Consider the following 23,978-nt stretch of genomic DNA (forward strand, 5'->3'; position numbering starts at 1 on the left):
CGGTGATACTCGGCTGCCCCGCTACCGCTGGTCTTCTTTCACCTTGGCCATCGCCAGCACGTCCAGCCGTTTGTCCAGTTCGGCCTCCGACAGTTTGTCGCCGATCAGTCCGCGGTCGATGACGGTCTGCCGAATCGTCTTGCGTTCCTTGAGCGCTTCCTTGGCGACCTTGGCGGCCTCCTCGTAGCCGATCGCGGAGTTCAGCGGCGTCACGATCGAGGGCGACGACTCCGCCAACTCGCGCAACCGGTCCTCGTTGGCGATCAGTCCGCTGATACAGCGCTCGGCGAACAGCGTCGAGACGTTGGCGAGCAGCGTGAACGACTCGAGGATGTTGCGCGCCATCATCGGGATGTAGACGTTGAGTTCGAATGCGCCGTTGCCGCCGCCCCACGTGATCGCTGCGTCGTTACCGATCACCTGTGCGGCGACCTGGGTGACCGCTTCGGGGATCACCGGGTTGACCTTGCCCGGCATGATCGAGCTACCGGGCTGCAGATCAGGCAGCTGGAGCTCGCCGAGGCCGGTCAACGGCCCCGAGCCCATCCAGCGGACGTCGTTGGCGATCTTGGTCAGGGATACCGCGATCGTCTTCAGCGCGCCCGAGGCCTCGACCAGCCCGTCGCGGGCGGCCTGTGCCTCGAAAGAATTGACGGCGGTGCGTAATTCAGCGACCCCAGTCTGCTGAACGAGGACGTCGACGACCTTCGTACCGAAGCCGTCCGGCGCGTTGAGGCCGGTGCCGACGGCGGTGCCGCCGATGGCGAGTTCGCCCAGCCGCGGCAGCGTGGCCTTCACCCTCTCGATGCCTGCCTCGATCTGGCGCGCATACCCGCTGAACTCCTGGCCCAGTGTCACCGGTACGGCGTCCATCAGGTGGGTGCGGCCGGACTTCACCACGGTGCGCCACTGCTGCGCCTTGGACTTCAACGCGTCGTGCAGCACCTCCAGCGCCGGAATCAGATGGCGCACAGCCGCTTCGGTGGCCGCGATGTGCGTCGCGGTGGGGAAGGTGTCGTTGGACGACTGCGACATGTTGACGTCGTCGTTGGGGTGCACACTCACGCCGTTCTGGCCGGCGATGCCTGCGATCACCTCGTTGGCATTCATATTCGAGCTGGTGCCCGAACCGGTCTGGAACACGTCGATGGGGAACTGGCCGTCATGGCGGCCGTCGGCGATCTCGGAGGCCGCGGCGATGATGGCGTCGGCCTTGTCGGCGTCGAGCAACCCGAGGTCCTTGTTCACCTGTGCGCAGGCACCTTTCAGCAGGCCCAGCGCCCGGATCTGCGTGCGCTCCAGGCCGCGTCCCGAGATCGGGAAGTTTTCCACCGCGCGTTGGGTCTGCGCCCGCCACAACGCGCTGGCCGGTACCCGGACCTCGCCCATGGTGTCGTGTTCGATGCGGTATTCGACGGCGTTGTCGACGGCGTCGGTGGTCATGTGTGCCCTTCTGGTGTCGGTGGTCAGGGGAGCGGTTGGAAGGCGTTGCTGTCGCCGGTGAAATCGATGGAGGAGTATTCGTTCAGTTTCGACAGCCGGTGATAGGCCTCGATCATCCGCACCGTGCCCGACTTGGACCGCATGACGATCGACTGCGTGGTGCAACCGCCGCCGTAGTATTGGACGCCCTTGAGCAGGTCGCCGTCGGTGACGCCGGTGGCACAGAAGAAGACGTTCTCCCCGGACACCAGATCCTCGGTGGACAGGATCCGGTCGAGGTCATAGCCGGCGTCGATCGCCTTCTGGCGTTCCTCGTCGTCCTTCGGGGCGAGCTGGCATTGAATGGCGCCGCCCATACAGCGAATGGCGGCCGCCGTGATGATGCCCTCGGGTGTGCCACCGATGCCGGCGAGCAGGTCGGTGCCCGAGTTCGGCCGGCACGCCGAGATCGCGCCTGCCACGTCGCCGTCGGTGATGAGCCGGATCCGGGCACCGGCGTCGCGGACCTCGGCCATCAGCCGCTCGTGGCGGGGCCGGTCCAGGATGCACACCGTCATGTCGGACACCGACAGACGCTTGGCCCTGGCGACCTGGCGGATGTTCTCACCGATGGGGGCGGTGATGTCGATGGCGTCGACGGCCTCGGGTCCGACCGCGATCTTGTTCATGTAGAACACCGCCGACGGGTCGAACATCGCGCCGCGCTCGGCGACCGCGAGCACCGAGATCGCGTTGGGCAGCCCCTTGCTCATCAGCGTGGTGCCGTCGACCGGGTCGACGGCGAAGTCGCAGTCCGGCCCGTCGCCGTTGCCGACCTCTTCGCCGTTGTAGAGCATCGGCGCGTTGTCCTTCTCGCCCTCGCCGATCACCACGATGCCGCGCATCGACACCGTGTTCACCAGCTCGCGCATCGCGTCGACCGCGGCGCCGTCACCGCCCTCTTTGTCGCCGCGGCCGACCCAGCGACCTGCCGCCATCGCGCCGGCTTCGGTGACGCGCACGAGTTCGAGTGCGAGGTTGCGATCAGGGGCTTCACCACGCTGGGGGCTCATGGCCCGATTCTCCCATTAACGGCATGTCCGAGGTGAGCTGGGATACTGGCTGACATGACGACGCAGCCGCAGCAGGGTCCCGAGCCCGTTGGCAGCCCGGCTCCGCAGTCTGATGTCGCCGGCAGCCCGGCTCCGCGGTCTGATGTCGCCGGCAGCCCGGCTCCGCGGTCTGATGTCGCCGGCAGCCCGGCTCCGCGGTCTGATGTCGCCGGCAGCCCGGCTCCGCGGTCTGATGTCGCCGGCAGCCCGGCTCCGCGGTCTGATGTCGCCGGCAGCCCGGCTCCGGTGCCCAGGCCGGCGAAGCCGCGCCTGCTGCAGGACGGCCGGGACATGTTCTGGTCGATCGCTCCACTGGTGCTGGCCTGCATTGTGCTGGCCGGGATGCTCGGCATGTGTTCGTTCGCGCCCACCGGGCCCGGCCAGGGTGCGGTGCCGACCTATGACGCGCCGGCCGCGCTGCAGGCAGACGCCGATGCCCTGAACATTCCGATCCGGCTGCCGAAGCTGCCCCCGGGCTGGCAGTCGAACTCCGGCAGCCGAAAGGGCATCGACGGTGGTCGCACCGATGCCGCGTCGGGCCAGCCGGCGCGCGCGGTCAGCTCGACCGTGGGCTACCTGACGCCCAGCGGGGTGTACCTGAGCCTGACCCAGAGCAACGCCGACGAGGACAAGCTGGTCGCTTCGATCAATCCCGAACTGCACCCCACGGGTGTGCAGGACATCAACGGCGTCCGGTGGATCGTTTACGAGGGAGAGCGCGACGACGGCAAGGCCGCCGAGCCGGTGTGGACCACCCGGCTGGGCGGTCCGACCGGACGAGCACAGATTGCGCTGACCGGCGCCGCCGGTACTGATGAGTACCGTATTCTGGCCCAGGCGACGCAAACGCAGCCGCCGCTGCCAGTCAAGTAGGCCCGCGATCCCCGAGGACGGAGACGGCATGACCGCGCCCGAAGCAGATCTGACCGGATGGAGCGCGGCGCCGTTCACCGCGACCGGCTACACCCACGACGTCTACCGCAAGGGTGAGGGTCCCGGCGTGGTACTGATCCCCGAGATGCCGGGAATCCACCCCGGTGTGCTGGCGCTCGGTAATCATTTGGTGGACAACGGGTTCACCGTCGCCTGCCCGTCCCTGTTCGGTACCCCGGGTGCGCCCGGCGTCCGGCCGGGCATGGTGCCGGTGATTCTGCGCGGTTGTGTGGCAAAGGAATTCGCAGCGTTCGCGACGAACGCGGACCGGCCGGTTGCGCATTACCTTCGCGCCGTGGCCCGCGACCTCAACGAGAAGACGCCAGGCAAGGGTGTCGGGGTGATCGGCGAGTGCTGGAGCGGCGGCTTCGCGCTCGCGGCCGCGGTGGACGACAGCGTGCTGGCCCCGGTGCTGAGCCAGCCGTCGCTCCCGTTTGGGTTGACGGCCAAGCAACGACGCGATCCCGGGCTGTCCGAGGCCGAGTTGAAGATCGTCGAAAGGCGGGCCGCCGACGAGGGACTCTGCGCGCTGGGCCTGCGGTTCAGCGAAGACCGCCTGTCGCCGGCGGAACGCTTCACGACGCTGAAGGACCGTCTGGGTGACGCGTTCGAGGTGATAGAGATCAGCTCGAAGAAGGGCAACGAGCACGGATTCGGCACGATGTCGCATTCGGTGTTGACCCTGGAGATGCGGGAGCACGAGGGGCACCCCGCCTACGAGGCCCGCAAGCGCGTCGTCGAATTCCTCAGGGCCCGGCTGACGTAGCGCCCCGGTCCGCCGCGGGTGCGTCCGCGTCTGGTTCGGGCGCCTCCGGCTGCACCCGCCTGGCCCGGCGCGTCAACCAGCCCAAGCGGCGCTTCTTCTTCGGTGAGCCCTCGTCGTCATGCTGGTCCATGGGCACGCCCTTGTACACCGCCAGATAGACGCTGATGGTGGTGACGATGACGATCATCAGCACCGGGCCGATGATGATTCCCAATGCACCGAACATGCCGATTCCGGCGAAAACGGCAAGCAACATCAGTGCCGAGTCGAGACGCGCCTCACGCGGGACCAGGATCGGCCGCAGGAAGTTGTCGATGTTCGTCACCACGATGAGGTGAAAGAGAATGACGAAGAGGCCGCCGATCACATTGCCGAACAGGATCATTCCGACGCCGAAGGGAATCGTGACGATACCGCTGCCCAGCGGAATGACGGAAAGCGCGCTCAAAAGTATTGCGAAGATGAAGAACCCGTCATGGAAGCCGCCGACGTAGATGGAGACCGCGCCCGCGATACCCTGGCACAGGGCGATCACGAACTGGCCCCTGACCGTGCCGTTCACCATCGCGCCCATCTTGGCCAGGTAGAGGTCGGTGACCTCCTCGCCGAGCGGGTTGAGCCGGCGAATAAGCGTCTGCACGCCGTCCTGATTCGTCAGCAGCGAAATGAACACGTAGAGAAAGAGGATCGCGGCGGTTATCCCGCCGACGACGCCGCCGGCGGCTCCCTGCAGGGCATGCAACAGCCACTGACCGACATTCTGGGCGACGGTTGTCATCGCCTTGCGAAGCATCTCCGGAGTAACGGTGACGTCCGCGAACGGCACCCGGGAGAGGAACTCGTTGATGATGCGCAGGGTCTTGTCGCCCAACGTGGAAAGGTCGGTCCGCTCGACCCAGCCGGCGACGCTCTTTACCATCTCGGTGATCTGGACGACCCCGAGCAACACGATCAGGCCGAGGGGGACGATGACGCTGGCGATCACGGCCAACAGCGTGAGCGTAGCCGAGGCGCCCTTGCTCAGTCGCCTGTTGATGCGGTTGTACACCGGGCTGAACAGGTAGGCGACGACCGCGGCCACCACGATGAGAATGAAATAGTTCCGCAGGAAGTACGCGCCGAACAGAACGGCGACGACCGTGGCGACGGCCAAGGCACGCTTCTGTGTCAGCGTGAATTCGGTATCCATGGCGGCCACTGGTCTTCTCCACCCCCAGTTCGGTTGTCAACAGCGTATTTCACACTTCGTGCGCTTTGCGATGAATGGGTTATCCGCCGAGTGCCGGGTGGTGAAACCTCAACTCAGTCAAGAAACCCCATTCCGACGCGCGCGGCGGCCTACTTCGCACGCTGGCCTTCGATGAAGCGCATCGACATGCGGTTCATCAGCGCGGGCGCGAGCCGCGCGAATAGCCATTGGCCGTGTGCGCTTCGGGGTTTCACCAAGAGCGCCTTGTTCTTTGCGATGGCCTTGAGGGTGTCACCGGCCAGCTGGTCGGCGTCGTAGGTCTTGCCGCCCTGGGCCGCGGGGAAGTAATCGCGGCCGACGAAGCCGCCGATTGCACCCTCGTCGAGGATCGGGGTCTCCACCGCAGCGGGGCACACCGCCAGCACCCCGACCCCGCGGGGGACGGCCTCCGAACGCAACGCCAACGACATTCCGACGACGGCGTGTTTGGTGGTCACGTAGCTGGTGATCTGGCCCGCCGCGGTGAGGCCCGCCATCGACGCGGTGTTGATGATGTGACCATGCCCCTGCCGCAGCATCAGCGGGTAGGCCGCCGCGACGCCGTGCACGACACCGCGGATGTTGACGTCGATGATCGCGTTCCACTGGTCCAGCGTGAGCAGTTCGGTGTCCCCGCCCCAGCAGATGCCGGCGTTGTTGAACATCAGGTCAAGCCGCCCGGCGCGGTCCACCGCGTCGTCGACGGCTCCCTGGACGGCTGCCGCATCGGTGACGTCGAGGCGCGCCGAGCGTGCGCGGGTGCCGATCACCGCCGCGGTTCGATCGGCGGCGCCGCCGTCGATGTCGGTGCACACCACATTCGCGCCCGCGCCGGCCAGCGCACGGCACAGTGCCGCGCCGATACCGGAGCCCGCCCCGGTCACGATCGCCTGCTTTCCGCTGAAATTCATTGTGCCGCAAGCTTCATCACACGGGCCATGATGTCCGGATGACGCTTGAGGTGGGCACCGCCATTGATGTCGAGTACCTCGCCGGTCAGCCACGACGAGCTCGGCGAAGACAGGTACAGCACCGCGTTGGCGATGTCTTCCGGTGTGCCTGCCCGGCCGAGGGCGGTGTTGTCCACGTAGTCCTCAACCACTCCCGGCACGGCGGCCGCCGGTGCGGTCAGCGGGGTGTGCACGAAACCCGGCGCCACGGCGTTGACCCGGATTCCGCGCGGCCCCATCTCCAGGGCGGCGACCTGGGTGAGCATGGACCGACCGGCCTTGGCGGCGCAGTAGGCGCTCATCCCGGCCGCCGGCTGGCCCGTTGAGCGAGCTGATCGAGACCAGTGCGCCGCCCTCACGCAGATGCCACCCCGCGTGCTTGGCGACGATGAAGGCGCCGTTGAGGCAGACGTCGATCGCGGAGCGGAAGTCCTCGACCGGCATGTCCGTGATGAGGCCGACATTGCTGAACCCGGCGCAGTTGACCACGACGTCGACCGGCCCGGCCTCGTCGAACAGCCGCTGCACCGACTCCTCGTGAATGACATCAACGGTCGCGGCGGTATGCGGGCTTCCGAGTTCGGCGGCGTTGGCTTTCGCGCCGTCGATGTTGCGGTCGGCGATGACGACGCGGCAGCGTCGGCGGCCAGGGCGCGGGCGGTGGCCCAGCCGATTCCGGACGCCGCGCCGATGACGACGGCGAGCCGCTCGTTACCGTTGCTCATCCAGTTGGCCCTTCCACGACGGGGTAGAACGCGTTCCAACTTAGCGCTAGTGGTCCGTCACCAGGCAGACTCGAGTCGTGACCGAGCTGAAGATGTCCGATTCGATTTCCGTGGCTGTGACACCGGACGAGCTGTATGCGCTGGTGTCGGATGTGACGCGGACCGGTGAGTGGAGCCCGATCTGCCAGGCCTGTTGGTGGGACGAGGGAGGGGGCCCGCAGGTCGGCGCGTGGTTCACCGGCCGCAACCAGACTCCGGAGCGGACCTGGGAGACGCGATGTCAGGTGGTGGCAGCCGAGCCGGGTCGGAAGTTCGCCTGGGAGGTGAACAACGGCTTCGTCTACTGGGGCTACTCGTTTGAACCGGAGAACGACGGCACGCGACTCACCGAATCGTGGGAGTTTCTGCCCGCCGGCATCGCCGGCTTTCGCGAACGGTACGGCGACCAGGCCGACGCCGAGATAGAGAAACGCACCGATCAGGCGAGGAGCGGCATCCCGGCCACCCTCGCAGCGATCAAGAAAGCCGCCGAGGCCGGCTGACCGAGCTCCCGCGAGTTCTGCATCAGGGTCGTTCGTCCCTTGAAACCGCCGCAGATTTCACAAGCCTGGTGCAGAACTCGACTGCGGGCGGCGAACGCAGCGGAACCCGATGTGGCTCATGCCGGTGTCGATCGGTTGGGGCCGGCGGGCGGCGGGACGGTAACGCAGACAGTAGTCGTCGGCGCAGAGGAACGAGCCGCCCTTGACGACCTTGCGGGGCACCTTGAACTGTGGCTGCTGCGGGTCGTAGCTGTCCGCCACGCAGCACGATCCGCCCGCGTGGGAGTCGGCGTACCAGTCGGTGGTCCATTCCCAGACGTTGCCCGCCATGTCGAAAAGGCCGTACGGGTTGGGCGGGAAGCTTCCGACTGGCGCCGTTCGCCCGTAGCCCCGCTCGGGACGCCACGGGAAGTCGCCGTGCCAATAGTTCGCGAGTCGCTGCTCCGGCCGTTCCGGCTCGTCGCCCCAGGTGTACTTCCCTCCGACAAGGCCACCGCGTGCCGCGGTCTCCCATTCGGCCTCCGTCGGTAGCGACAGCCCCGCCCACGCCGCGTAGGCTTCGGCGTCTTCGTGGGCGACGTGCACCACCGGGTGGTCGGCGCGTTTGTCGATCGACGAGTGCGGGCCGACCGGGCGGCGCCACGACGCCCCGGGCGTCCACGTCCACCACAGGTTGAGGTGCCGCAGGTCGACGGGGCCGGCCGTGCGGGTGAACACCATCGAGCCCGGTTGCAGGTTCTCGGGCGGCGCGCCGGGGTAGTCGTCGGCGCTGAGCGGACGTTCGGCGACCGTGACATAACCTGTAGCGCCCACGAATTCGACGAAATCAAGGTTTGTCACCTGGCGGTCATGGATCCAGAACCCGTCGACATCGACCTCCCGGGCGGGCGCCTCCTCCGGGTAATGCTCTTCCGAGCCCAGCACGGTCGTCTGCCCCGGAATCCAGACGAGGTCAGTCACTGAAGACGTTCGCCCAGTCGTTTCGCATGCTCACCACGGTCCAGCCGTACTGCTTGGCATGCTCCAATGCGCGCTCTGCCCCCGCGGTGTAGTCGAATTCACGCTCGGCATCGTCGTGGAGCACCAGAAGTCGCAGCGCCGGGGCACCGGGCTTGCCTGAGTACATCAGCATCTCGTCATCGCCGTTGGAGTTGCCCGCAGAAAAGATGGGGCGCCTGCCGATTCGGTTCCAGATGCGCACCGGCTTCTCTGGACCATCGTCGAAGACGTCTAGCGCGGGCTGAATAAGGAGGTTGCCGTGGCCGGCCTCGGCTCCAATGCCGCCGTCGAACTTCAGCCCCTGTGAACTCCCGACGACGCGTTCTGGTGGAATTCCGTAAATCGCCGAGGTGATCGGTCGCATGAAGTCACGGCCGCCACCGGAAACGATGTAGCACGTGAAGTCGTGAGCTTCGAGATAGCGCAACAGCTCCACCATCGGCTGGTAGGTGCAGGCCCGATACGGCCGGCCCAGCGTCGGATGCTGTCCCTCGGCGTAGAACGCGCTGACCTTGGCGGCATGCTCCTCGACGGTCATCGATGCGTGCAGCGACATCACAGCCGCGGCAAGACCTTTCAGGTCGGAGTCGTCACCCTGGTAATGCTTGGTGATGGCGCCGCCGAACCAGTTCAGGTCTCCGGTGGTCGCCGCCTGGTAGGGCTGCTGGTCGCGCAGCGCCGGATCGGCAGCTGCCTTCTCGGCGAGCCGGTGCACGATGAAATCGAGCTGGATGTACATCGGTTTCTCGCACCACAACGTGCCGTCGTTGTCGAACACCGCGACACGCGCGTCCGGCGGTACATGGTCGGGACCATCCTCGGCGGTGACCCGGCCGACGAAGTCGACAATCGCCGACTTCGTGGACCCGTCGCACCATGTCGCGAGTTCTGCCACCTTCAGCCACCCCGGGTGGAGAGGAACTTGTTCAGCTCCTCGACCGCGTGGTCGATCGTGAACGTCGCCGGCTCCTGGCGCGGCGGGAACTCCTTGAACGTCTCAAGGAACTGTGTCGCGATCGCCGACCCGTAGAGCACCAGGAAGATGCGGTCAATGACCCAGTCCCAGTATGTGTTCGACGTGATGTCCGCGCGTTCGAACGGATCGGTCCGCAGATTGAACAACTTCGGCGCCCGCAGCGGTGTGAACGGCTCGAACCAGATCTGCAGGGTGCCCTGGCAGCGCTGCTCCTGGAACACGACCTTCCAGTTCTCGGCGCGGATGCCCAGCACGTCGCAGTCGTCGGAGAAGTAGATCATCCCTCGTCGTGGGCTCTTCTCCACCTCACCGGTCAAGTACGGCAGCAGGTTGTAGCCATCGATGTGAACCTTGTACTTCATATCTCCGGCGGTGTGCCCACCCTTCAGTTTCTCGACGATATCGGGCTCGCCGGCGGCGGCCAGGAATGTCGGCAGCCAATCATGATGCTGCACAATCTCGTTGGAAACAGAGCGCGGCTTGATCTTTCCTGGCCAGCGGATCATCTCCGGTATCCGGAAGGCGCCTTCCCAGTTGGTGGCCTTCTCACTGCGGAACGGGGTCGTGGCTCCGTCCGGCCAGCTGTTGGCATGCGGTCCGTTGTCGGTGGAGTAGATGACGATGGTGTCCTCGGCGATCCCGAGTTCGTCGACCAGGTCCAGCAGCGTGCCCACGTGGCGGTCGTGGTCGATCATGGTGTCGTGGTACGGCGACTGCCAGCGGCCGGCCTGGCCGACGCTCTCCGGTTTCGTGTGGGTGCGAAAATGCATGTGCGTCATGTTCATCCAGACGAAGAACGGCGTGTCTGCCTCGTGCTGGCGTCTGATGAAATCGGTACAGGCGGCGGTGGTCTCGTCGTCGATGGTCTCCATCCGCTTCTTGGTCAGCGGTCCGGTGTCCTCGATGCGCTGCTTACCGACCGGGCCGTATCGGTCGTCGACCTCGCCGGCGTCCTCGTCGGTGTCCCAGGAGTGAATGACTCCACGCGGTAGCAGTGCCTTGCGAAGCAGAGGAGCTTCTTGTTCTGTGGGATAGTCCGGATTCTCCGGTTCCTCCTCGGCGTTGAGGTGATAGAGGTTGCCGAAGAACTCGTCGAAGCCGTGCGCGGTGGGCAGGAACTTGTTGAGGTCACCGAGGTGGTTCTTGCCGAACTGTCCCGTCGCGTAGCCGAGCGGCTTGAGCAGTTCGGCGATGGTCGGGTCCTCCTTCTGCAACCCGATGTCCATGCCGGGCATCCCGACCTTGCTCATGCCGGTGCGGTAGACGCTCTGTCCGGTGATGAACGACGACCGTCCCGCGGTGCAACTCTGCTCACCGTAGGAATCGGTGAAAAGCATTCCCTCGTCGGCGATCCGGTCGATGTTCGGCGTGAAGTAGCCCATCATCCCGCGGCTGTAGCAACTCAGGTTCGAGATGCCGATGTCGTCGCCCCAGATGACGAGGATATTCGGTTTCTTGTCGGGCATTTCAATCCTTCGCTAGGAATTTGTGAAGCTTCTCAACCGCCTGGTCGACGCTGAAGCTGGCCGGCTCGTGCCGCGGCGGAAACTCCTTGAACGTCTCCAGGAACATGGTTGCCATCGCGGTCATGTAGAAGATGAAGTAGTCGTGGTGCAGCAACCAGTCGTAGTACGTGTTCGACGTGATGTTCGCGTACTCGTAGGGGTCGGTCCGCAGGTTGTACAGCAGGGGCACCCGGAGTGTGGTGAACGGCTCGGCCCAGATCCGCAGCGTGCCCTGGCAGCGCTGCTCCATGAACACCGCCTTCCAGTTCTCGAACCGCATCGCGACCAGGTCGCCATCGTCGGAGAAGTAGAAGAAGCCGCGCCGGGGGCTCGTCTCGACCTCGCCGGTCAGGTAGGGCAGCAGGTTGAAACCGTCGATGTGAACCTTGTACTCGGTCTTGCCGTCGGCCCCGGCCTTATGGCCCTTCTTCAGCTTCTCGATGATGTCCGGTTCACCCGCCGCCGCCAGAAACGTCGGAAGCCAGTCGTGGTGCTGGATGATCTCGTTCGACACCGAGCCCGCCTCGATTTTTCCGGGCCAGCGGATCATCTCCGGAACCCGGAATGCCCCTTCCCAGTTGGTGTCCTTCTCGCTGCGGAACGGGGTGGTGCCGGCATCCGGCCAGCTGTTGCGGTGCGGTCCGTTGTCGGTGCTGTAGACGACGATGGTGTCGTCGGCGATGCCGAGTTCGTCCAGGCAATCCAGCAGCTGCCCGACGTTGCGGTCGTGGTCGATCATCGAGTCGTGGTAGCCCGACTGCCACAGCCCCGCCTGGCCGCGGCTCTCCGGCTTGGTGTGGGTGTAGAGGTGCATGTGGGTGGTGTTCATCCACACGAAGAACGGTGTGCCGGCGTCGTGCTGACGCTTGATGTAATCGATGCACGCCCCGGTGGTGTCATCGTCGATGGTCTCCATGCGCTTGGTGTCCAGCGGCCCGGTGTCCTCGATGACCTGCTTGCCGACCGGGCCGAACTTCGGGTCGTCGGGTTCCTTCGACACCTCGTCGGTGGCCTTGCACTTCAGCACTCCGCGCGGCAGGGCGAAGTCGTGCAGCCTGGGGAACTGGTCGGCGTGGGGGTAGTCGAACTGTTCGGGTTCCTCTTCGGCATTGAGGTGATAGAGGTTGCCGAAGAACTCGTCGAAGCCGTGCACGGTCGGCAGGTGCTTGTTCTTGTCGCCGAAGTGATTCTTGCCGAACTGCCCGGTCGCGTATCCGAGCGGCTTGAGCAGCTCGGCGATGGTCGGATCCTCCGCGGCCCAGCCGACGTCGGCACCAGGCACGCCGACCTTGCTCATTCCCGTGCGGTACACGCTTTGTCCACTGATGAACGCTGCGCGGCCGGCGGTGCAGCTTTGCTCTCCGTATGAGTCGGTGAACCGCATCCCTTCGTCGGCGATCCGGTCGATGTTGGGTGTGCGGTACCCCATCAGGCCGTCGCTGTAGCAGCTCAGGTTGGAAATCCCGATGTCGTCGCCCCAGATGACCAGGATGTTGGGTTTGCCGTCAGGCATTGCATGACCTCTCTCGCACCGACTGTGTCCGAGGCGAACGCTAGGCCGCGTCAACCCGATTCGGAGCGGTTCGCCCCGTTTCTCAGCCGATATTTACGCGACCGCTCCCACCCGCATCCGGACAAACGGGCGGTCCCTTGAGGGAGCAGGTGATGGCGAGTATGACAAGGACTTCAGCAACAACTGGTGCGTCGATATCGAGTTCGACCAGGATGCAACGCACATGCACGCGACCGCGCACGCGCAGCGCAATGGCGGCGACACACTGACCACCCGCGGGGACGCCCACCGTGACCCCGCGGGCTGTGGACACCCGGTGATCGGCGAGGAGGCCACACGCGTGCCGCACGACCTCTGCGGCCGGGCCCGAAGGTCTGCCGGGCTGGATGTCCGTTATGCGGACACGGGCTGCGGGGTGGCCGCCTTCATCTGCTCGAAGAGGTCGACGTAGTAGGGCAGGCAGTCGGCCATCGCCTGTTCGGTGGTGAACAGCGGCCGGTAACCGAGGTCGCGTCGCGCCTTGGCGATGGAGAAGTAGTTGTCGAGGTAGAGTCGTTCCACGGCAAGGGGTTCCAGCATCGGCTTGGGCAGGCCGAAGCGGAAGTGGAACCACTGCCAAACCGTCATCGCGAACCGCACCAGCCGCCCCGGCAACATGTTGATCGGCTCACCGTCGTTGATGAAGTAGGCCTGACCGGGCGCCGTCCCGCCCGGCACCAGGTGCTCGGCGGCAAGGACGAAGCCGTGAATCAGGTTGTGCACATACGAGTTGTCGAGCTTGACGTTCTTGCCGCCGACGAGCACCTTCACGTGGCCGGCGAGCACGCTTTCGAACACCTTGCGGAACATGGTCTGATCGCCGCGGCCCCAGATGCCGCTGGGCCGGATGGAACACGTGAGCATTTCACCAACACGGTTCTGGGACAACACGAACCGCTCGGCCGCCACCTTGGTTTCGGTGTACAGATCATTGAATCGCTCGGTGTAGGGCAGTGTTTCGTCGCCGCCGGAGATGTGCAGGCCGCCCATCACGACACTGTTGGACGCCGTGTAGACGAACCGCCTCACGCCGGCCGCCTGCGAGGCGTGCACCAGGTTCTGGGTGCCGGTCACGTTCACCGCGAAACTGCGTTGCCGGTATTCCTCGGTGGCCGACGTCCCGCCCATCAGATCGATGATCGCCGCGGTGTGGATGACGGTGTCGACGCCGTCGACAGCGGCCGCCACGGTGTCCGCGTCGCAGATGTCACCGTCGATAACCTCCATCCGCGGATGCCCGGCAAGCGGGGACGGAACGCGGTCGAAGGACCGGACCCGGTGACCACGATCGAGGAGTTCGCTCACAAGGTTGGCGCCGACGAAGCCGGAGCCTCCGGTGACGAGAACTTTTCCCAATTCAGTGGTCAGCGTTGGGTCACCAAAGCGGCGAGCATAAATGAAACGTGTTTCAGTTTCGAGGCATCAAACTGAAACTCGTTTCAATTTCAACTTTCTCCGCCATCCCTGGAGGCCAGCGCATCCTCCACTCGCCTGCGCGCGCCGGCTAAGTGCTCGTCGCATCGTTTAGCCAGCTCTTCGCCTCTTTCCCAGAGCTTCAGGGACGCGTCCAGGTCGAGGCCACCCTGCTCCAGCTGTTGTACGACCTCGATCAGCTCGTCCCGCGCTTCTTCGTACCCCAACTCACTAATGGGCTTCATGTTGTGCCTCCCTCGGGGCCTTCGCTGATCGCCGTGACCGCGCCGTCGGCCACCCGCACCCGCAGGCGGGTCCCGTCGGGGGCGTCCGCGGTCGCTCGCAGAATCCCCGCGGTCCCACCCGCGGACATCGTCTGGACCACCGCGTAACCGCGGGCCAGGGTCGCCGCCGGGCCCAGCGTCGTCAGCCGCGCCGACAGGTGGCCGATGCGCTCGTTCTCGGCGGCCAGCAGCCGGGTGATGTCGCGCCGGGCGGCGGACCGGGCGCGGTGAACCTCGTCGGCGCGGGCGGCGAGCGCCGTCAGCGGCTGGGCCAGCACGGGCCGGCTGCGCAGCGCCGATAGGGCGTTCTGTTCGCGATTCACCCAGTTGCGCAGGGCCCGGGCACTGCGACCCCGCAGATCTGCGATGAGTGCCTGCTCGGCGGCGGTGTCCGGGACGATCCGCTTGGCGGCGTCGGTCGGGGTGGCCGCGCGCAGGTCGGCCACGAGGTCGCACAGCGGGTTGTCGGGTTCGTGGCCGACGGCGCTGACCACCGGGGTCGTACATGCGGCGATCGCGCGGCACAGCGTCTCGTCGGAGAACGGCAGCAGATCCTCGACGCTGCCACCGCCGCGGGCGATCACGATCACGTCGACAGCCGGGTCGCCGTCCAGTTCGCGCAGCGCCTCGACGATCTGCGGCACCGCGTTAGGACCCTGAACCACGGTGTTGCGGACCACAAACCGCACCGCCGGCCAACGTGTCTCCGCGACCGTGACGACGTCGCGCTCGGCGTGCGACGCGCGACCCGTGATGAGGCCGACGGAGTCAGGCAGGAACGGAATAGGCCGCTTGAGACGGGGATCGAAGAGACCCTCGGCGTCAAGAAGCCGGCGGAGACGGTCGATGCGGGCCAGCAGCTCCCCGATGCCGACCGCACGAATCTGGTTGACCCGCAACGAGAACGTCCCGCGACCGACGAAGAAGTTCGGCCTGCCCAGCATGATCACCTGCGTGCCCTCGGTGAGCTTCACCGGCGCGTTGTGCACCAGCTCCCGCGGGCAGGTGATCTGTAGCGACATGTCCGCCGCCGGGTCACGCAGGGTGATGTAGGCGGTGGATGAATTCGGGCGGACGTTCATCTGGGCGATCTGACCCTCGACCCATACAGTGCCGAGTTTGTCGATCCAGCCCTTGACCAACATCGCGACCGTGCGGACCGGGTACGGATTGTCCGCCGACTGTCCCTGCGGGGTGCTCGGCACTGCGGCGACCCGCTCGGTCACTTGGCAGTCGCGCGGGTGATCCTGTTGGCGAGCAGGGTCTGGAACGGGGCGCGGGCCTTGGTGGCGGCTTCGTAGTCCAGCAGGGCCTCCAGGTCGGGGACCCGCAGCGTCGACAGGCGGGCCCTCAGTTGGGCCAGCGTCAGCGACTCGTAGTCGAGGTCGGCCACGATTTCGGGCGTGCCGGCGCGCCGTGGCTCCTGCGCGTCGGGCGCTGGGTCCGGCGTCTCGGGTTCACCGCCGGTGAACAGCGCGAAGCGGCCCTCGGTGAGGCGTTCACCATCGATGGGCCGGGACGGCTCGTCCTCGAGGTCCTCGTCGAAGGTCGCCCATTCGGGCTGCTCGTCCTTGGGTGGGAAGATCGCCTCGAGTGTTTCGTCACCCTTGTTGACGAGGTCGGCCACGTCTTGCTGCATCTTCATCACCAGGTGCGCGATCTGGCTCGCAATGGTCATCGGATACATCAGGATGGTCTGCGGGAGTTTCCGGGTTTCCTCCAGGGCGGTCACCGCCGCACCTACCAGCAGACGGACCCCATATGGTGCAGTTGCCATGGCCCACAGCCTACGGCTGGCCTCCTGAGGTCGCGGGTCAGTACCCTGGGAGCCATGCCACCGACTGTCAACATGGGGATTCCGGGCGCCACGAGCTCGGTCACTGGTGGCGTTGCCGGCAAGCGCGTACTGCTGGCCGAGCCTCGCGGGTACTGCGCCGGGGTGGACCGAGCCGTCGAAACCGTGGAACGCGCACTGGAGAAACACGGCGCGCCGGTGTACGTCCGGCACGAGATCGTGCACAACGTGCACGTCGTGGAGACGCTGGCCAAGGCGGGCGCGATCTTCGTCGACGAGACCGACGAGGTGCCGGAGGGTTCGATCGTCGTGTTCTCCGCCCACGGCGTGGCCCCGACCGTGCACGTGAACGCCCAGGAACGCGACCTCAAGGTGATCGACGCGACGTGTCCGCTGGTGACCAAGGTGCACAACGAAGCCAAGCGGTTCGCCCGGGACGACTACGACATCCTGTTGATCGGCCACGAAGGCCACGAAGAGGTCATCGGCACTGCAGGGGAGGCGCCCGATCACGTGCAGCTGGTAGACGGGCCTGACGCGGTCGACAACGTCACGGTCCGCGACGAGAACAAGGTGATCTGGCTGTCCCAGACCACGCTGAGCGTCGACGAGACGATGGAGACGGTGCGGCGGCTTCGGGAGCGCTTCCCGACGCTGCAGGATCCGCCCAGCGACGACATCTGCTACGCCACCCAGAACCGTCAGGTCGCGGTCAAGGCGATGGCGCCGGAGTGTCAGCTCGTGATCGTGGTCGGCTCACGCAACTCGTCGAACTCGGTGCGGTTGGTGGAGGTCGCGCTCGGTGCCGGATCGATGACCTCCCACCTGGTGGATTACGCCGACGACATCGACCCTGCCTGGCTCTCGGGGGTGACGACGGTCGGCGTCACCTCCGGCGCGTCCGTCCCCGAAATCCTGGTGCGCGGTGTGCTCGAGCGCTTGGCGGAGTACGGCTATGACGTGGTGCAGCCGGTCACCACCGCCAACGAGACCCTGGTATTCGCCCTGCCCCGGGAGATCCGCCCGGCTCGCACCTAGGCCCGCGCGTCGCGATCCGGCGTTCGGTGTGCTGGGTACTGTCAACCGAGTGCGCTTACGCAGGAAGCTGTTTGGACTGTTCGTCGTGTCCGTGCTGGCGACTGCCGGCTGTGGCGACGACGCGGCGGACCGGCTGAACGGCACCGTGCACACGTTCGCCGACGCGCTGAGCCGCGGCGACGTTTCGGCGGCCGCGGCCGTCACCAGTGATCCCACCGCGGCGTCGGACACTCTCGGCAAGCTTTTCGACAGCCTCGGCAAGGACGTGCACTTCGACGTGGCCAACGTCGACCACCAGGACGCCGAGGGCACCTTCAGCCTCACCGCCACGTGGAAGCTCGGCCCGAACGACCGAAATCAGTGGACCTACAGCACCACCGGCAGCGCGGCCGCGTCCGGCGACGACTGGAAGATCGCGTGGAGCCCGACGACCATTGCGCCGGGCCTGGACGCCGGACCGCTGTCATACAGGACGGTGGCGCCTGATCCGTCGGCCCGAATCCTGGACCGCACGGGCGCGGAATTGTTGACCAATCAGGTTGTGACGCTGGTCAATGTGTCACCGGGGGCCGACCTGAATGCCGTTGCAGGACTGGTGAACCCGCTCGACGGGAGCATCACTGCGCAATCACTGCAAACGCAGCTTGACGGCGCGAACGGCCAGCCGGTCACCGCGATCACCCTGCGCGCCGACGACCTTGCGCCGATCCAGGAGCCGCTGTCGGCATTGCCGAACGTCACGCTCGCACCACAGACGCGGCTGCTCACCTCCGACAAGGCGTTGTCGGCACCGACGCTGTCCGGTCTGTCCGACCTCTGGCAGCACGCCACCGACGACGCGACCGGATGGGCGGTGAACGCTCAGGCGGCCGGCGGCGCGAAGCAGGTCGGCGGCCAGCCGGCCAAACCGGTGCCCGACATCTCGAGCACGCTCGACAGCGGCATGCTGCACAACGCCGAAGCCGCGCTGGCGCCGCTGCCCACGCCCGCGGCGATGGTCGTCATCCAACCGTCGACCGGCAACCTGCTCGCGGTCGCCCAGAACGCGCCCGCCGACGCCCAGGGGCCCATCGCCCTGACGGGTCTCTATCCGCCCGGATCGACCTTCAAAACCGTGACCGTCTCGGCTGCGCTGCAGGCCGGCCAGGTCACGCCCGACACCGTGCTCGGGTGCCCGAGAACCGAAAACATCGAGGGCAGGCAGATCCCGAACGACGACAATTTCGACCTCGGCGACGTGCCGCTGCACACGGCGTTCGCACGGTCGTGCAACACCACGATGGGTCGCCTGGCGGTGAATCTGCCGCCCGACGGCCTGGCGAAGGCGGCCGCGCAACTCGGGCTGGGGATCGACTACACCGCGCCCGGCATGACCACCGTCACCGGCAAGGTGCCCGTCGCCGACACCGCTGCACTGCGTGTCGAGGAGGGCATCGGTCAGGGCCAGGTGACGGCGTCTCCGTTCGGCATGGCGCTGGTGGCCGCTGCGCTGGCCCACGGCTCGGTACCCGCGCCGGCGATCGTCGCCGGTCAGCCCGGCAAGCCGGACCGCGCTCCCGAGCCGCTTCCGTCGAGCGTCGCCGATCAGGTCAAATCGATGATGAGGGAGACCATCACCGGCGGCACCGCGACCCAACTGCAGGACATCCCCGACATGCTGGGCAAGACGGGTACCGCCGAATACATCGACGATCAACACGCACACGGCTGGTTCGTCGGCATCGACGGCGACCTCGCGATCGCCGTGTTCGTCAGCGACGCAGGCACTTCCGGTCCGGCGGTGGATGCGGCGGGACGATTCTTGCGCGCGCCGATGTGACACTCGCCACTGCGAGTCAGATGTCGTACTCCCAGCCTTCGGCTTCCGCGTCGCGCGAGGTCCGCCGCCGGACCCGGTATTCCGCGCGGTTGTCGCTTTCACCCTCTCCGCGGTAGCGCACGCGCGAGATCGGGTGATGGGTCCCGTTGCCGTTGGAGGTGTGCGGTTCCCTCGGTTCGTAGTCGTCATAGCGGCGACGGCGCTCGGGGCGCTCGTAGGGGGTTCGGCGGTCGCTCGGCGGGCTCCCCTTACGCGGTTCGCGTGCCGACGAACTGCGCGGCTCGCGCGTGGACGAGGTGCGCGGCCTGCGACGCGGTTCTCCGGGCGGCGTCGGCGGCGGCTCGGTCTGGCGGCGGGGGCGACGCGGGCGCTCGACGATCGGTTCGATGATCTCGGTCTCGGGTGGCCGCGCATGCCGTGACCGCGGCGCAGCGACGCGCCGTGGCCTGCCGCTCCTGGGAGTTTCCTCCGCGACGGCCTTGTTGGGTCGGACGGGGCGGTCGATGGAATGTCGGCGCCGGCGGGGCCGCCTGGCGTCATCGGCGTCGTCGTCGGCGTCGCTTTCGTCGTTGCCGCCCAACAAGGACGACACCTTGGAGGTGACCGACGACACCAGGTTGTTGCCGTTGCCCGCCGCGTCGTCCGCGGTGTCCGAAGGCACTGCGCGCCGCGTCCACATCCCGAAGTACCAGCGGAGCATGCCGATGATCAGCACTGCGGCCGACGTGAAGAACATCAGCGGGAACCGCTCGATGAGCGGATAACCGAAGTTGATGAGCGTGTCCTTGATGCCGGTGATGTGCGCGCCGTGGAACAGGAAGTACGCGGTCGGCACGGCGACGAACAGGATCAGCGGCGGTTGGATGACAGCGGTGAAGATCGAGGACTGGCGCACCGCGAGAACCGCGGCGACACAGCCCAGCGCGTAGCAGGCGGCGAACACCATAGACAGTTCTTTGTCGCCTGAACCGGCGTCGAACGCGAAGCCCACGGCCGTCAGCGTCACTGCGAACAACAGCGCACCCCACCAGGGAACACCTGGGAAATTGGGATGCGCGGAGCGGTGGTCGGCTGTCACCGCTGACCGCGTGCGCTGTGCTGACACAGGTTGACCGTACCGGCTTAACCCAAAAGTGACCTTCAGCTCGGTTCGGCGTGCCCGTCACTGTCTCCTAGACTCTGGTGCCTGTGGGCCTCAACCTGGGAATCGTCGGACTGCCGAATGTCGGCAAGTCGACATTGTTCAATGCGCTGACGCGCAACAACGTGCTGGCAGCCAACTATCCGTTCGCGACGATCGAGCCGAACGAGGGTGTGGTGGCGCTGCCGGACCCACGGTTGGCCGAGCTGGCGAAGATGTTCGAGTCGGACAAGATCGTGCCCGCGCCGGTGACATTCGTCGACATCGCGGGCATCGTCAAGGGTGCCTCCGAAGGCGCGGGACTCGGCAACAAATTCCTCGCCAACATCCGCGAGAGCGACGCCATCTGTCAGGTGGTGCGGGTGTTCACCGACGAAGACGTCACCCACGTCGACGGCCGCATCGATCCCAAGTCCGACATCGAGGTGATCGAGACCGAGCTGATCCTCGCCGACATGCAGACGCTCGAGCGGGCGTTGCCGCGGCTGGAGAAGGAGGCTCGCACCCACAAAGACCGTCGGGCGGTTTACGACGCCGCGGTGGCGGCCCAGGAGACGCTCGATTCGGGCACGACGCTGTTCGCTGCAGGCGTGGACGCGTCGCTGTTGCGTGAGCTGAATCTGCTGACCACCAAGCCGTTCCTCTATGTGTTCAATGCCGACGAGGCGGTGTTGACCGACGATGCGAGGACGACGTCGCTGCGGGAGTTGGTGGCACCGGCGGACGCGGTGTTCCTCGATGCCAAGATCGAGGCGGAGCTGCAAGAGCTCGACGATGAGTCGGCGGCCGAACTGCTGGAGTCGATCGGTCAGAGCGAACGCGGGCTGGACGCCCTGGCCCGGGCCGGTTTTCACACGTTGCGGTTGCAGACTTTCCTGACCGCCGGCCCAAAAGAGTCACGTGCGTGGACGATTCACCAGGGTGATACCGCGCCGAAGGCGGCGGGCGTCATCCACACCGACTTCGAGAAGGGCTTCATCAAGGCTGAAATCGTGTCGTACGACGACCTGATCACCGCCGGCTCGATGGCCGCCGCGAAGGCAGCGGGCAAGGTGCGGATGGAAGGCAAGGAGTACGTGATGGCCGACGGCGACGTTGTCGAGTTCCGTTTCAACGTCTAGATGTGCAGAAGCCTTTTTGGCGTCGTCGGGTATGCATCCGGTAGGCAGTGCAGAGCGCGTACAACGTCGTCCGCGTCGGACAAGTGGGCCGTAGGTTCTGAGAGTGACCGACGCGTTCGAGTGGCCGAGCGTCGGACGGCGGCACCCAAAGCCCGAAAGGCACGCGGACAACACATCGAACCCCAAAGGCGCTAGACAAGTCCAAAGGTGCGTTGGCGCTGCGGATGCATGCCAGCGGAGGGTCGGCGAGCACCATCGCAACCGCACTCCGCGTGAGCCGTGCCACTTTTACCGGGTGCTGATGCGGGCCATCAAAGCTCCTTCCAGTCATCAGCCGTCATCGCAGCAGTCACAGTTGTGGTCCTTCCCGGTTTTCGTGGTTACCGGCGTGGCACAGCAGGTATCGCCCTTCCAGGCGTTGATGCCTTCCCGGACGGCGATCACCGCGATTGCGAGTGCGGCCAGTGGGTCGGCCCACGACCAGCCGAACAGACTATTGAGGAGTAACCCCGCAAGCAGCACCGCCGACAGGTATGTACAGAGCAGGGTCTGCTTGGAGTCAGCGACCGCCGACAACGATCCGAGCTCACGGCCGGCGCGGCGTTGCGCCCACGACAACACCGGCATGATGGCCAAGCTTGTCGCCGCCAAGGCAATGCCGATTGTGGAGTGTTGGGCTGCATCGATACCCAACAGGGATCGGACGGAATCCACGGTGACGTAGACGGCCAGTCCGAAGAACGAGAAGGCGATGATTCGCAGCGCGATCTTCTCCCGCGCCTCTGGGTCCCGTCCGGCGAATTGCCAGGCCACCGCGGCCGCCGAGGATACTTCGATGACGGAATCCAGCCCGAACCCAATCAGTGCCGTAGAGGAAACCCGCGCTCCCTCCGTCAACGCGATCACGGCTTCGATCACGTTGTAAGTGATGGTCGCGGCGACCAACAGGCGAATACGTCTCGATAACACCCAGCGACGCTGATCCGATACGCGAGGCTGTGCCGAAGGAACGTTCAAGTCATGGGCCATCAGTAGCCGCCCTCATCGCTCGATGGGCAGCACGCCGGATCGACGGCGAGCACCAGACCGAGGAGGTCGTTAAGCGCATGAGCGATACGCAAATCGGAAAGCTCGTATCTGATCCGCCGTCCCTCAGGCACTGCAACCACCAGCCCGCAACCCCGCAGACACGCCAAATGGTTGGACACGATCTGTCGAGACACGCCCATCTCGTCAGCCAGATCGGACGGATACCGCCCGCCGTCCCGAAGGCTCAGCAAAATCAGCGCACGAGTGGCATCGGACAAGGCGTAACCGAAGCGGGCAAGGGCGTCCCGATGCATCACCGTTTCCATCCACCGAAAGTACATCAGCTTCTGTATTCAGAGAAGCGTGAACTGATTTCCGCCGGAGTCGGCGTGGCGTTCCATTCAGCGTCTAGCGAGCAGCCTGTCGGAAGACTATTTCGCACACGCGGCAAGGGCGGCGTGGGGCCGGATCCGATCCGTCCCAGGTCGTCGCAGACGGTCGACCTCGACGAACCCGGCCATCGACAGCATCCGCGACATTTCGTCGGCGGGCCAGCGATAGGCGGTTGTCACTTTGTGGTCGAACGGTGCGACTTCGCCGCCTTCGAAGAAGCCGACGACAAGCGTTCCGCCGCGGGACATCGTCCGATGGAATTCGGTGAGAACCGCTGCAAGTCCGGCGGCCGGCTCGCAGTGAATCAACGAGTACCAAGCGAGGATTCCGCTCAGTGAGCGGTCGGGAATATCGAGCTTGTGCATCGAGCCGACCGCGAAGTCGACCTCGGGCCAGATCGCGCGGGCGCTGTCGATGAATTCCGGCACCAGGTCGATACCCGTCGCAGCCAGACCCAGATTCGTCAAATAGGCGGTGAGGTGGCCAGGCCCGCAACCGGCATCGAGGACCGTGCCCTCGCACTCGCCGAGATTACGCTCGAGAAATCCCAGGTCTTCAGGATCGACATGTTCTACGGCACCGAACATCCGGATGTAGATGTCAGCAATCTCGGTGTAGCGGCGTCTGATCGCGGCTTCGGTCATCGCGCAGAGCCTAGGAGGGCGCTGGCCGCTCATGGGCGTCGACGCGCGCCTCGCGGCACTATTGTGGGGAAATGGCTGGGGTCCGACAGTTCCAGGTCACCTTCGACTGCGCGGCGCCCGAGCGGGTTGCTCGCTTCTGGTGTGAAACGCTCGGCTACGTCGTGCCCCCTCCGCCCGAGGGATTCGCGGATTGGAACCAGTTCGACCGCGCACTACCCGCCGAAAAGCAGGGTGCCGCGTTCGCCTGCGTTGATCCCACAGGTGTGGGGCCGCGGCTGTTCTTCCAACGGGTTCCCGAAGGCAAGGTCGTCAAGAATCGGGTGCATCTCGACGTCAGGGTCGGTACCGGGCTGGTGGGCGCGGATCGCCTCGCTGCACTCGAGGCTGAGTGTGCCCGGCTCGTCACACTCGGTGCCGCCCGCATACGACTGTTATCTGCCGACGACGGAGAAGAGTCCTGCATCGTGATGCAGGACATCGAAGGCAACGAGTTCTGCCTCGACTGACAGACGTCGGAACGCGACGAGATTTCGACCCCTCTCCGGGTGCGCCTGTGACGCCCCTCACGTTCCCTCGATGTGGAACTGACCG

24 protein-coding genes and 1 pseudogene are annotated in these 23,978 nt (G+C 65.9%); 8 read left to right on the plus strand and 17 right to left on the minus strand.

Going from position 1 to position 23,978, the window contains the following annotated elements:
* Positions 1–21: 21 nt before the first annotated feature.
* Both ACVWWN_RS13900 and glpX read right to left on the minus strand, forming a co-directional pair.
* The gene (locus tag ACVWWN_RS13900) at positions 22–1,443 is read right to left on the minus strand and encodes a class II fumarate hydratase (RefSeq protein WP_457144423.1); all 1,422 of its coding nucleotides are present in this window, start codon (positions 1,441–1,443) and stop codon (positions 22–24) included.
* 23 nt (positions 1,444–1,466) lie between these two features.
* Positions 1,467–2,495, minus strand: coding sequence for a class II fructose-bisphosphatase (glpX, locus tag ACVWWN_RS13905; RefSeq protein WP_457144424.1), 1,029 nt, complete (start codon positions 2,493–2,495; stop codon positions 1,467–1,469).
* A gap of 285 nt (positions 2,496–2,780) precedes the next feature.
* Here glpX and ACVWWN_RS13910 point away from each other — a divergent pair, with 285 nt between their 5' ends.
* Both ACVWWN_RS13910 and ACVWWN_RS13915 read left to right on the plus strand, forming a co-directional pair.
* Positions 2,781–3,407 (plus strand): DUF4245 domain-containing protein, encoded by a 627-nt coding sequence (locus tag ACVWWN_RS13910; protein WP_457149121.1) that lies wholly within the window; start codon positions 2,781–2,783, stop codon positions 3,405–3,407.
* 28 nt (positions 3,408–3,435) lie between these two features.
* On the plus strand, positions 3,436–4,233 hold the full coding sequence (locus ACVWWN_RS13915) for a dienelactone hydrolase family protein (RefSeq protein ID WP_457144425.1): 798 nt from the start codon (positions 3,436–3,438) through the stop codon (positions 4,231–4,233).
* On the opposite strand, the gene ACVWWN_RS13920 is transcribed toward ACVWWN_RS13915, so the two are convergent.
* The 3 genes and pseudogenes from ACVWWN_RS13920 to ACVWWN_RS13930 all read right to left on the minus strand — a co-directional run bounded on the left by ACVWWN_RS13920 (position 4,214) and on the right by ACVWWN_RS13930 (position 7,136).
* On the minus strand, positions 4,214–5,422 hold the full coding sequence (locus ACVWWN_RS13920) for an AI-2E family transporter (protein WP_457149122.1): 1,209 nt from the start codon (positions 5,420–5,422) through the stop codon (positions 4,214–4,216). The two genes, ACVWWN_RS13915 and ACVWWN_RS13920, sit on opposite strands and share 20 nt — an antisense overlap.
* Positions 5,423–5,571: 149 nt before the next feature.
* On the minus strand, positions 5,572–6,372 hold the full coding sequence (locus ACVWWN_RS13925) for an SDR family oxidoreductase (protein ID WP_457144426.1): 801 nt from the start codon (positions 6,370–6,372) through the stop codon (positions 5,572–5,574).
* A pseudogene (locus ACVWWN_RS13930) lies at positions 6,369–7,136 on the minus strand (SDR family NAD(P)-dependent oxidoreductase). The gene ACVWWN_RS13925 and the pseudogene ACVWWN_RS13930 overlap by 4 nt, the downstream one beginning before the upstream one ends.
* 92 nt (positions 7,137–7,228) lie before the next feature.
* Here ACVWWN_RS13930 and ACVWWN_RS13935 point away from each other — a divergent pair.
* Positions 7,229–7,678, plus strand: a complete 450-nt coding sequence (locus tag ACVWWN_RS13935) for an SRPBCC family protein (RefSeq protein ID WP_457149123.1) — start codon at positions 7,229–7,231, stop codon at positions 7,676–7,678.
* Between the two features lie 57 nt (positions 7,679–7,735).
* Here ACVWWN_RS13935 and ACVWWN_RS13940 read toward each other — a convergent pair whose 3' ends face one another.
* The 4 genes from ACVWWN_RS13940 to ACVWWN_RS13955 are packed head-to-tail and all read right to left on the minus strand — an operon-like array spanning position 7,736 to position 12,671.
* The gene (locus ACVWWN_RS13940; protein WP_457144427.1) at positions 7,736–8,638 is read right to left on the minus strand and encodes a formylglycine-generating enzyme family protein; all 903 of its coding nucleotides are present in this window, start codon (positions 8,636–8,638) and stop codon (positions 7,736–7,738) included.
* Positions 8,631–9,572, minus strand: a complete 942-nt coding sequence (locus ACVWWN_RS13945) for an HAD family hydrolase (protein ID WP_457144428.1) — start codon at positions 9,570–9,572, stop codon at positions 8,631–8,633. Before ACVWWN_RS13945 ends, ACVWWN_RS13940 begins: the two co-directional genes overlap by 8 nt.
* A 2-nt stretch (positions 9,573–9,574) precedes the next feature.
* A complete protein-coding gene (locus ACVWWN_RS13950) occupies positions 9,575–11,119 on the minus strand; it encodes an arylsulfatase (protein ID WP_457144429.1) in 1,545 nt (514 codons plus the stop codon).
* 1 nt (position 11,120) lies between these two features.
* A complete protein-coding gene (locus ACVWWN_RS13955) occupies positions 11,121–12,671 on the minus strand; it encodes an arylsulfatase (protein WP_457144430.1) in 1,551 nt (516 codons plus the stop codon).
* Between the two features lie 115 nt (positions 12,672–12,786).
* Here ACVWWN_RS13955 and ACVWWN_RS13960 point away from each other — a divergent pair, with 115 nt between their 5' ends.
* Positions 12,787–13,122 (plus strand): dsRBD fold-containing protein, encoded by a 336-nt coding sequence (locus ACVWWN_RS13960; protein ID WP_457149124.1) that lies wholly within the window; start codon positions 12,787–12,789, stop codon positions 13,120–13,122.
* Here the strand turns inward: ACVWWN_RS13960 and ACVWWN_RS13965 are convergent.
* The 4 genes from ACVWWN_RS13965 to ACVWWN_RS13980 all read right to left on the minus strand — a co-directional run bounded on the left by ACVWWN_RS13965 (position 13,065) and on the right by ACVWWN_RS13980 (position 16,184).
* A complete protein-coding gene (locus tag ACVWWN_RS13965) occupies positions 13,065–14,066 on the minus strand; it encodes a 3-beta-hydroxysteroid dehydrogenase (protein ID WP_457144431.1) in 1,002 nt (333 codons plus the stop codon). The genes ACVWWN_RS13960 and ACVWWN_RS13965 overlap by 58 nt on opposite strands.
* 89 nt (positions 14,067–14,155) lie before the next feature.
* Entirely contained in the window at positions 14,156–14,368 is a 213-nt protein-coding gene (locus tag ACVWWN_RS13970) for an exodeoxyribonuclease VII small subunit (RefSeq protein ID WP_457144432.1), read from the minus strand.
* On the minus strand, positions 14,365–15,612 hold the full coding sequence (xseA, locus tag ACVWWN_RS13975) for an exodeoxyribonuclease VII large subunit (protein ID WP_457149125.1): 1,248 nt from the start codon (positions 15,610–15,612) through the stop codon (positions 14,365–14,367). Before xseA ends, ACVWWN_RS13970 begins: the two co-directional genes overlap by 4 nt.
* A 17-nt stretch (positions 15,613–15,629) precedes the next feature.
* Entirely contained in the window at positions 15,630–16,184 is a 555-nt protein-coding gene (locus ACVWWN_RS13980; RefSeq protein ID WP_457144433.1) for a lipid droplet-associated protein, read from the minus strand.
* Between the two features lie 54 nt (positions 16,185–16,238).
* Here ACVWWN_RS13980 and ACVWWN_RS13985 point away from each other — a divergent pair, with 54 nt between their 5' ends.
* Together ACVWWN_RS13985 and ACVWWN_RS13990 are read left to right on the plus strand one after the other, a co-directional pair.
* Positions 16,239–17,240 (plus strand): 4-hydroxy-3-methylbut-2-enyl diphosphate reductase, encoded by a 1,002-nt coding sequence (locus tag ACVWWN_RS13985; RefSeq protein WP_457144434.1) that lies wholly within the window; start codon positions 16,239–16,241, stop codon positions 17,238–17,240.
* A 49-nt stretch (positions 17,241–17,289) separates the two neighbouring features.
* Complete coding sequence (locus tag ACVWWN_RS13990) at positions 17,290–19,059, plus strand: penicillin-binding transpeptidase domain-containing protein (RefSeq protein WP_457144435.1); 1,770 nt, start codon at positions 17,290–17,292, stop codon at positions 19,057–19,059.
* Positions 19,060–19,075: 16 nt separating this feature from the next.
* Here ACVWWN_RS13990 and ACVWWN_RS13995 read toward each other — a convergent pair whose 3' ends face one another.
* A complete protein-coding gene (locus ACVWWN_RS13995; protein WP_457144436.1) occupies positions 19,076–20,164 on the minus strand; it encodes a DUF6542 domain-containing protein in 1,089 nt (362 codons plus the stop codon).
* An 83-nt stretch (positions 20,165–20,247) separates the two neighbouring features.
* Between ACVWWN_RS13995 and ychF the strand changes: the two genes are divergently transcribed.
* Positions 20,248–21,321 (plus strand): redox-regulated ATPase YchF, encoded by a 1,074-nt coding sequence (gene ychF / locus ACVWWN_RS14000; protein WP_457144437.1) that lies wholly within the window; start codon positions 20,248–20,250, stop codon positions 21,319–21,321.
* Positions 21,322–21,651: 330 nt separating this feature from the next.
* On the opposite strand, the gene ACVWWN_RS14005 is transcribed toward ychF, so the two are convergent.
* From ACVWWN_RS14005 to ACVWWN_RS14015, 3 genes are all read right to left on the minus strand, one after another.
* The gene (locus ACVWWN_RS14005; protein WP_457144438.1) at positions 21,652–22,350 is read right to left on the minus strand and encodes a cation transporter; all 699 of its coding nucleotides are present in this window, start codon (positions 22,348–22,350) and stop codon (positions 21,652–21,654) included.
* Positions 22,350–22,676, minus strand: a complete 327-nt coding sequence (locus tag ACVWWN_RS14010; RefSeq protein WP_457144439.1) for an ArsR/SmtB family transcription factor — start codon at positions 22,674–22,676, stop codon at positions 22,350–22,352. The genes ACVWWN_RS14005 and ACVWWN_RS14010 overlap by 1 nt, the downstream gene beginning before the upstream one ends.
* Positions 22,677–22,781: 105 nt before the next feature.
* Positions 22,782–23,387, minus strand: a complete 606-nt coding sequence (locus ACVWWN_RS14015; protein ID WP_457144440.1) for a class I SAM-dependent methyltransferase — start codon at positions 23,385–23,387, stop codon at positions 22,782–22,784.
* A gap of 71 nt (positions 23,388–23,458) precedes the next feature.
* Between ACVWWN_RS14015 and ACVWWN_RS14020 the strand changes: the two genes are divergently transcribed.
* Positions 23,459–23,893, plus strand: coding sequence for a VOC family protein (locus tag ACVWWN_RS14020; RefSeq protein ID WP_457144441.1), 435 nt, complete (start codon positions 23,459–23,461; stop codon positions 23,891–23,893).
* Positions 23,894–23,978: the final 85 nt, after the last annotated feature.

The sequence above is a fragment of the Mycobacterium sp. URHB0021 genome, from assembly GCF_054057895.1.

Excerpts from the sequence above, each read along its gene's own strand:
- ACVWWN_RS13900 (WP_457144423.1), bottom strand. The coding sequence starts at position 1,443 with ATGACCACCGACGCCGTCGACAACGCCGTCGAATACCGCATCGAACAC.
- glpX (WP_457144424.1), bottom strand. The coding sequence starts at position 2,495 with ATGAGCCCCCAGCGTGGTGAAGCCCCTGATCGCAACCTCGCACTCGAA.
- ACVWWN_RS13915 (WP_457144425.1), top strand. The coding sequence starts at position 3,436 with ATGACCGCGCCCGAAGCAGATCTGACCGGATGGAGCGCGGCGCCGTTC.
- ACVWWN_RS13920 (WP_457149122.1), bottom strand. The coding sequence starts at position 5,422 with ATGGATACCGAATTCACGCTGACACAGAAGCGTGCCTTGGCCGTCGCC.
- ACVWWN_RS13925 (WP_457144426.1), bottom strand. The coding sequence starts at position 6,372 with ATGAATTTCAGCGGAAAGCAGGCGATCGTGACCGGGGCGGGCTCCGGT.
- ACVWWN_RS13935 (WP_457149123.1), top strand. The coding sequence starts at position 7,229 with ATGTCCGATTCGATTTCCGTGGCTGTGACACCGGACGAGCTGTATGCG.
- ACVWWN_RS13950 (WP_457144429.1), bottom strand. The coding sequence starts at position 11,119 with ATGCCCGACAAGAAACCGAATATCCTCGTCATCTGGGGCGACGACATC.
- ACVWWN_RS13955 (WP_457144430.1), bottom strand. The coding sequence starts at position 12,671 with ATGCCTGACGGCAAACCCAACATCCTGGTCATCTGGGGCGACGACATC.
- ACVWWN_RS13970 (WP_457144432.1), bottom strand. The coding sequence starts at position 14,368 with ATGAAGCCCATTAGTGAGTTGGGGTACGAAGAAGCGCGGGACGAGCTG.
- ACVWWN_RS13980 (WP_457144433.1), bottom strand. The coding sequence starts at position 16,184 with ATGGCAACTGCACCATATGGGGTCCGTCTGCTGGTAGGTGCGGCGGTG.
- ACVWWN_RS13985 (WP_457144434.1), top strand. The coding sequence starts at position 16,239 with ATGCCACCGACTGTCAACATGGGGATTCCGGGCGCCACGAGCTCGGTC.
- ACVWWN_RS14005 (WP_457144438.1), bottom strand. The coding sequence starts at position 22,350 with ATGGCCCATGACTTGAACGTTCCTTCGGCACAGCCTCGCGTATCGGAT.
- ACVWWN_RS14010 (WP_457144439.1), bottom strand. The coding sequence starts at position 22,676 with ATGGAAACGGTGATGCATCGGGACGCCCTTGCCCGCTTCGGTTACGCC.
- ACVWWN_RS14015 (WP_457144440.1), bottom strand. The coding sequence starts at position 23,387 with ATGACCGAAGCCGCGATCAGACGCCGCTACACCGAGATTGCTGACATC.
- ACVWWN_RS14020 (WP_457144441.1), top strand. The coding sequence starts at position 23,459 with ATGGCTGGGGTCCGACAGTTCCAGGTCACCTTCGACTGCGCGGCGCCC.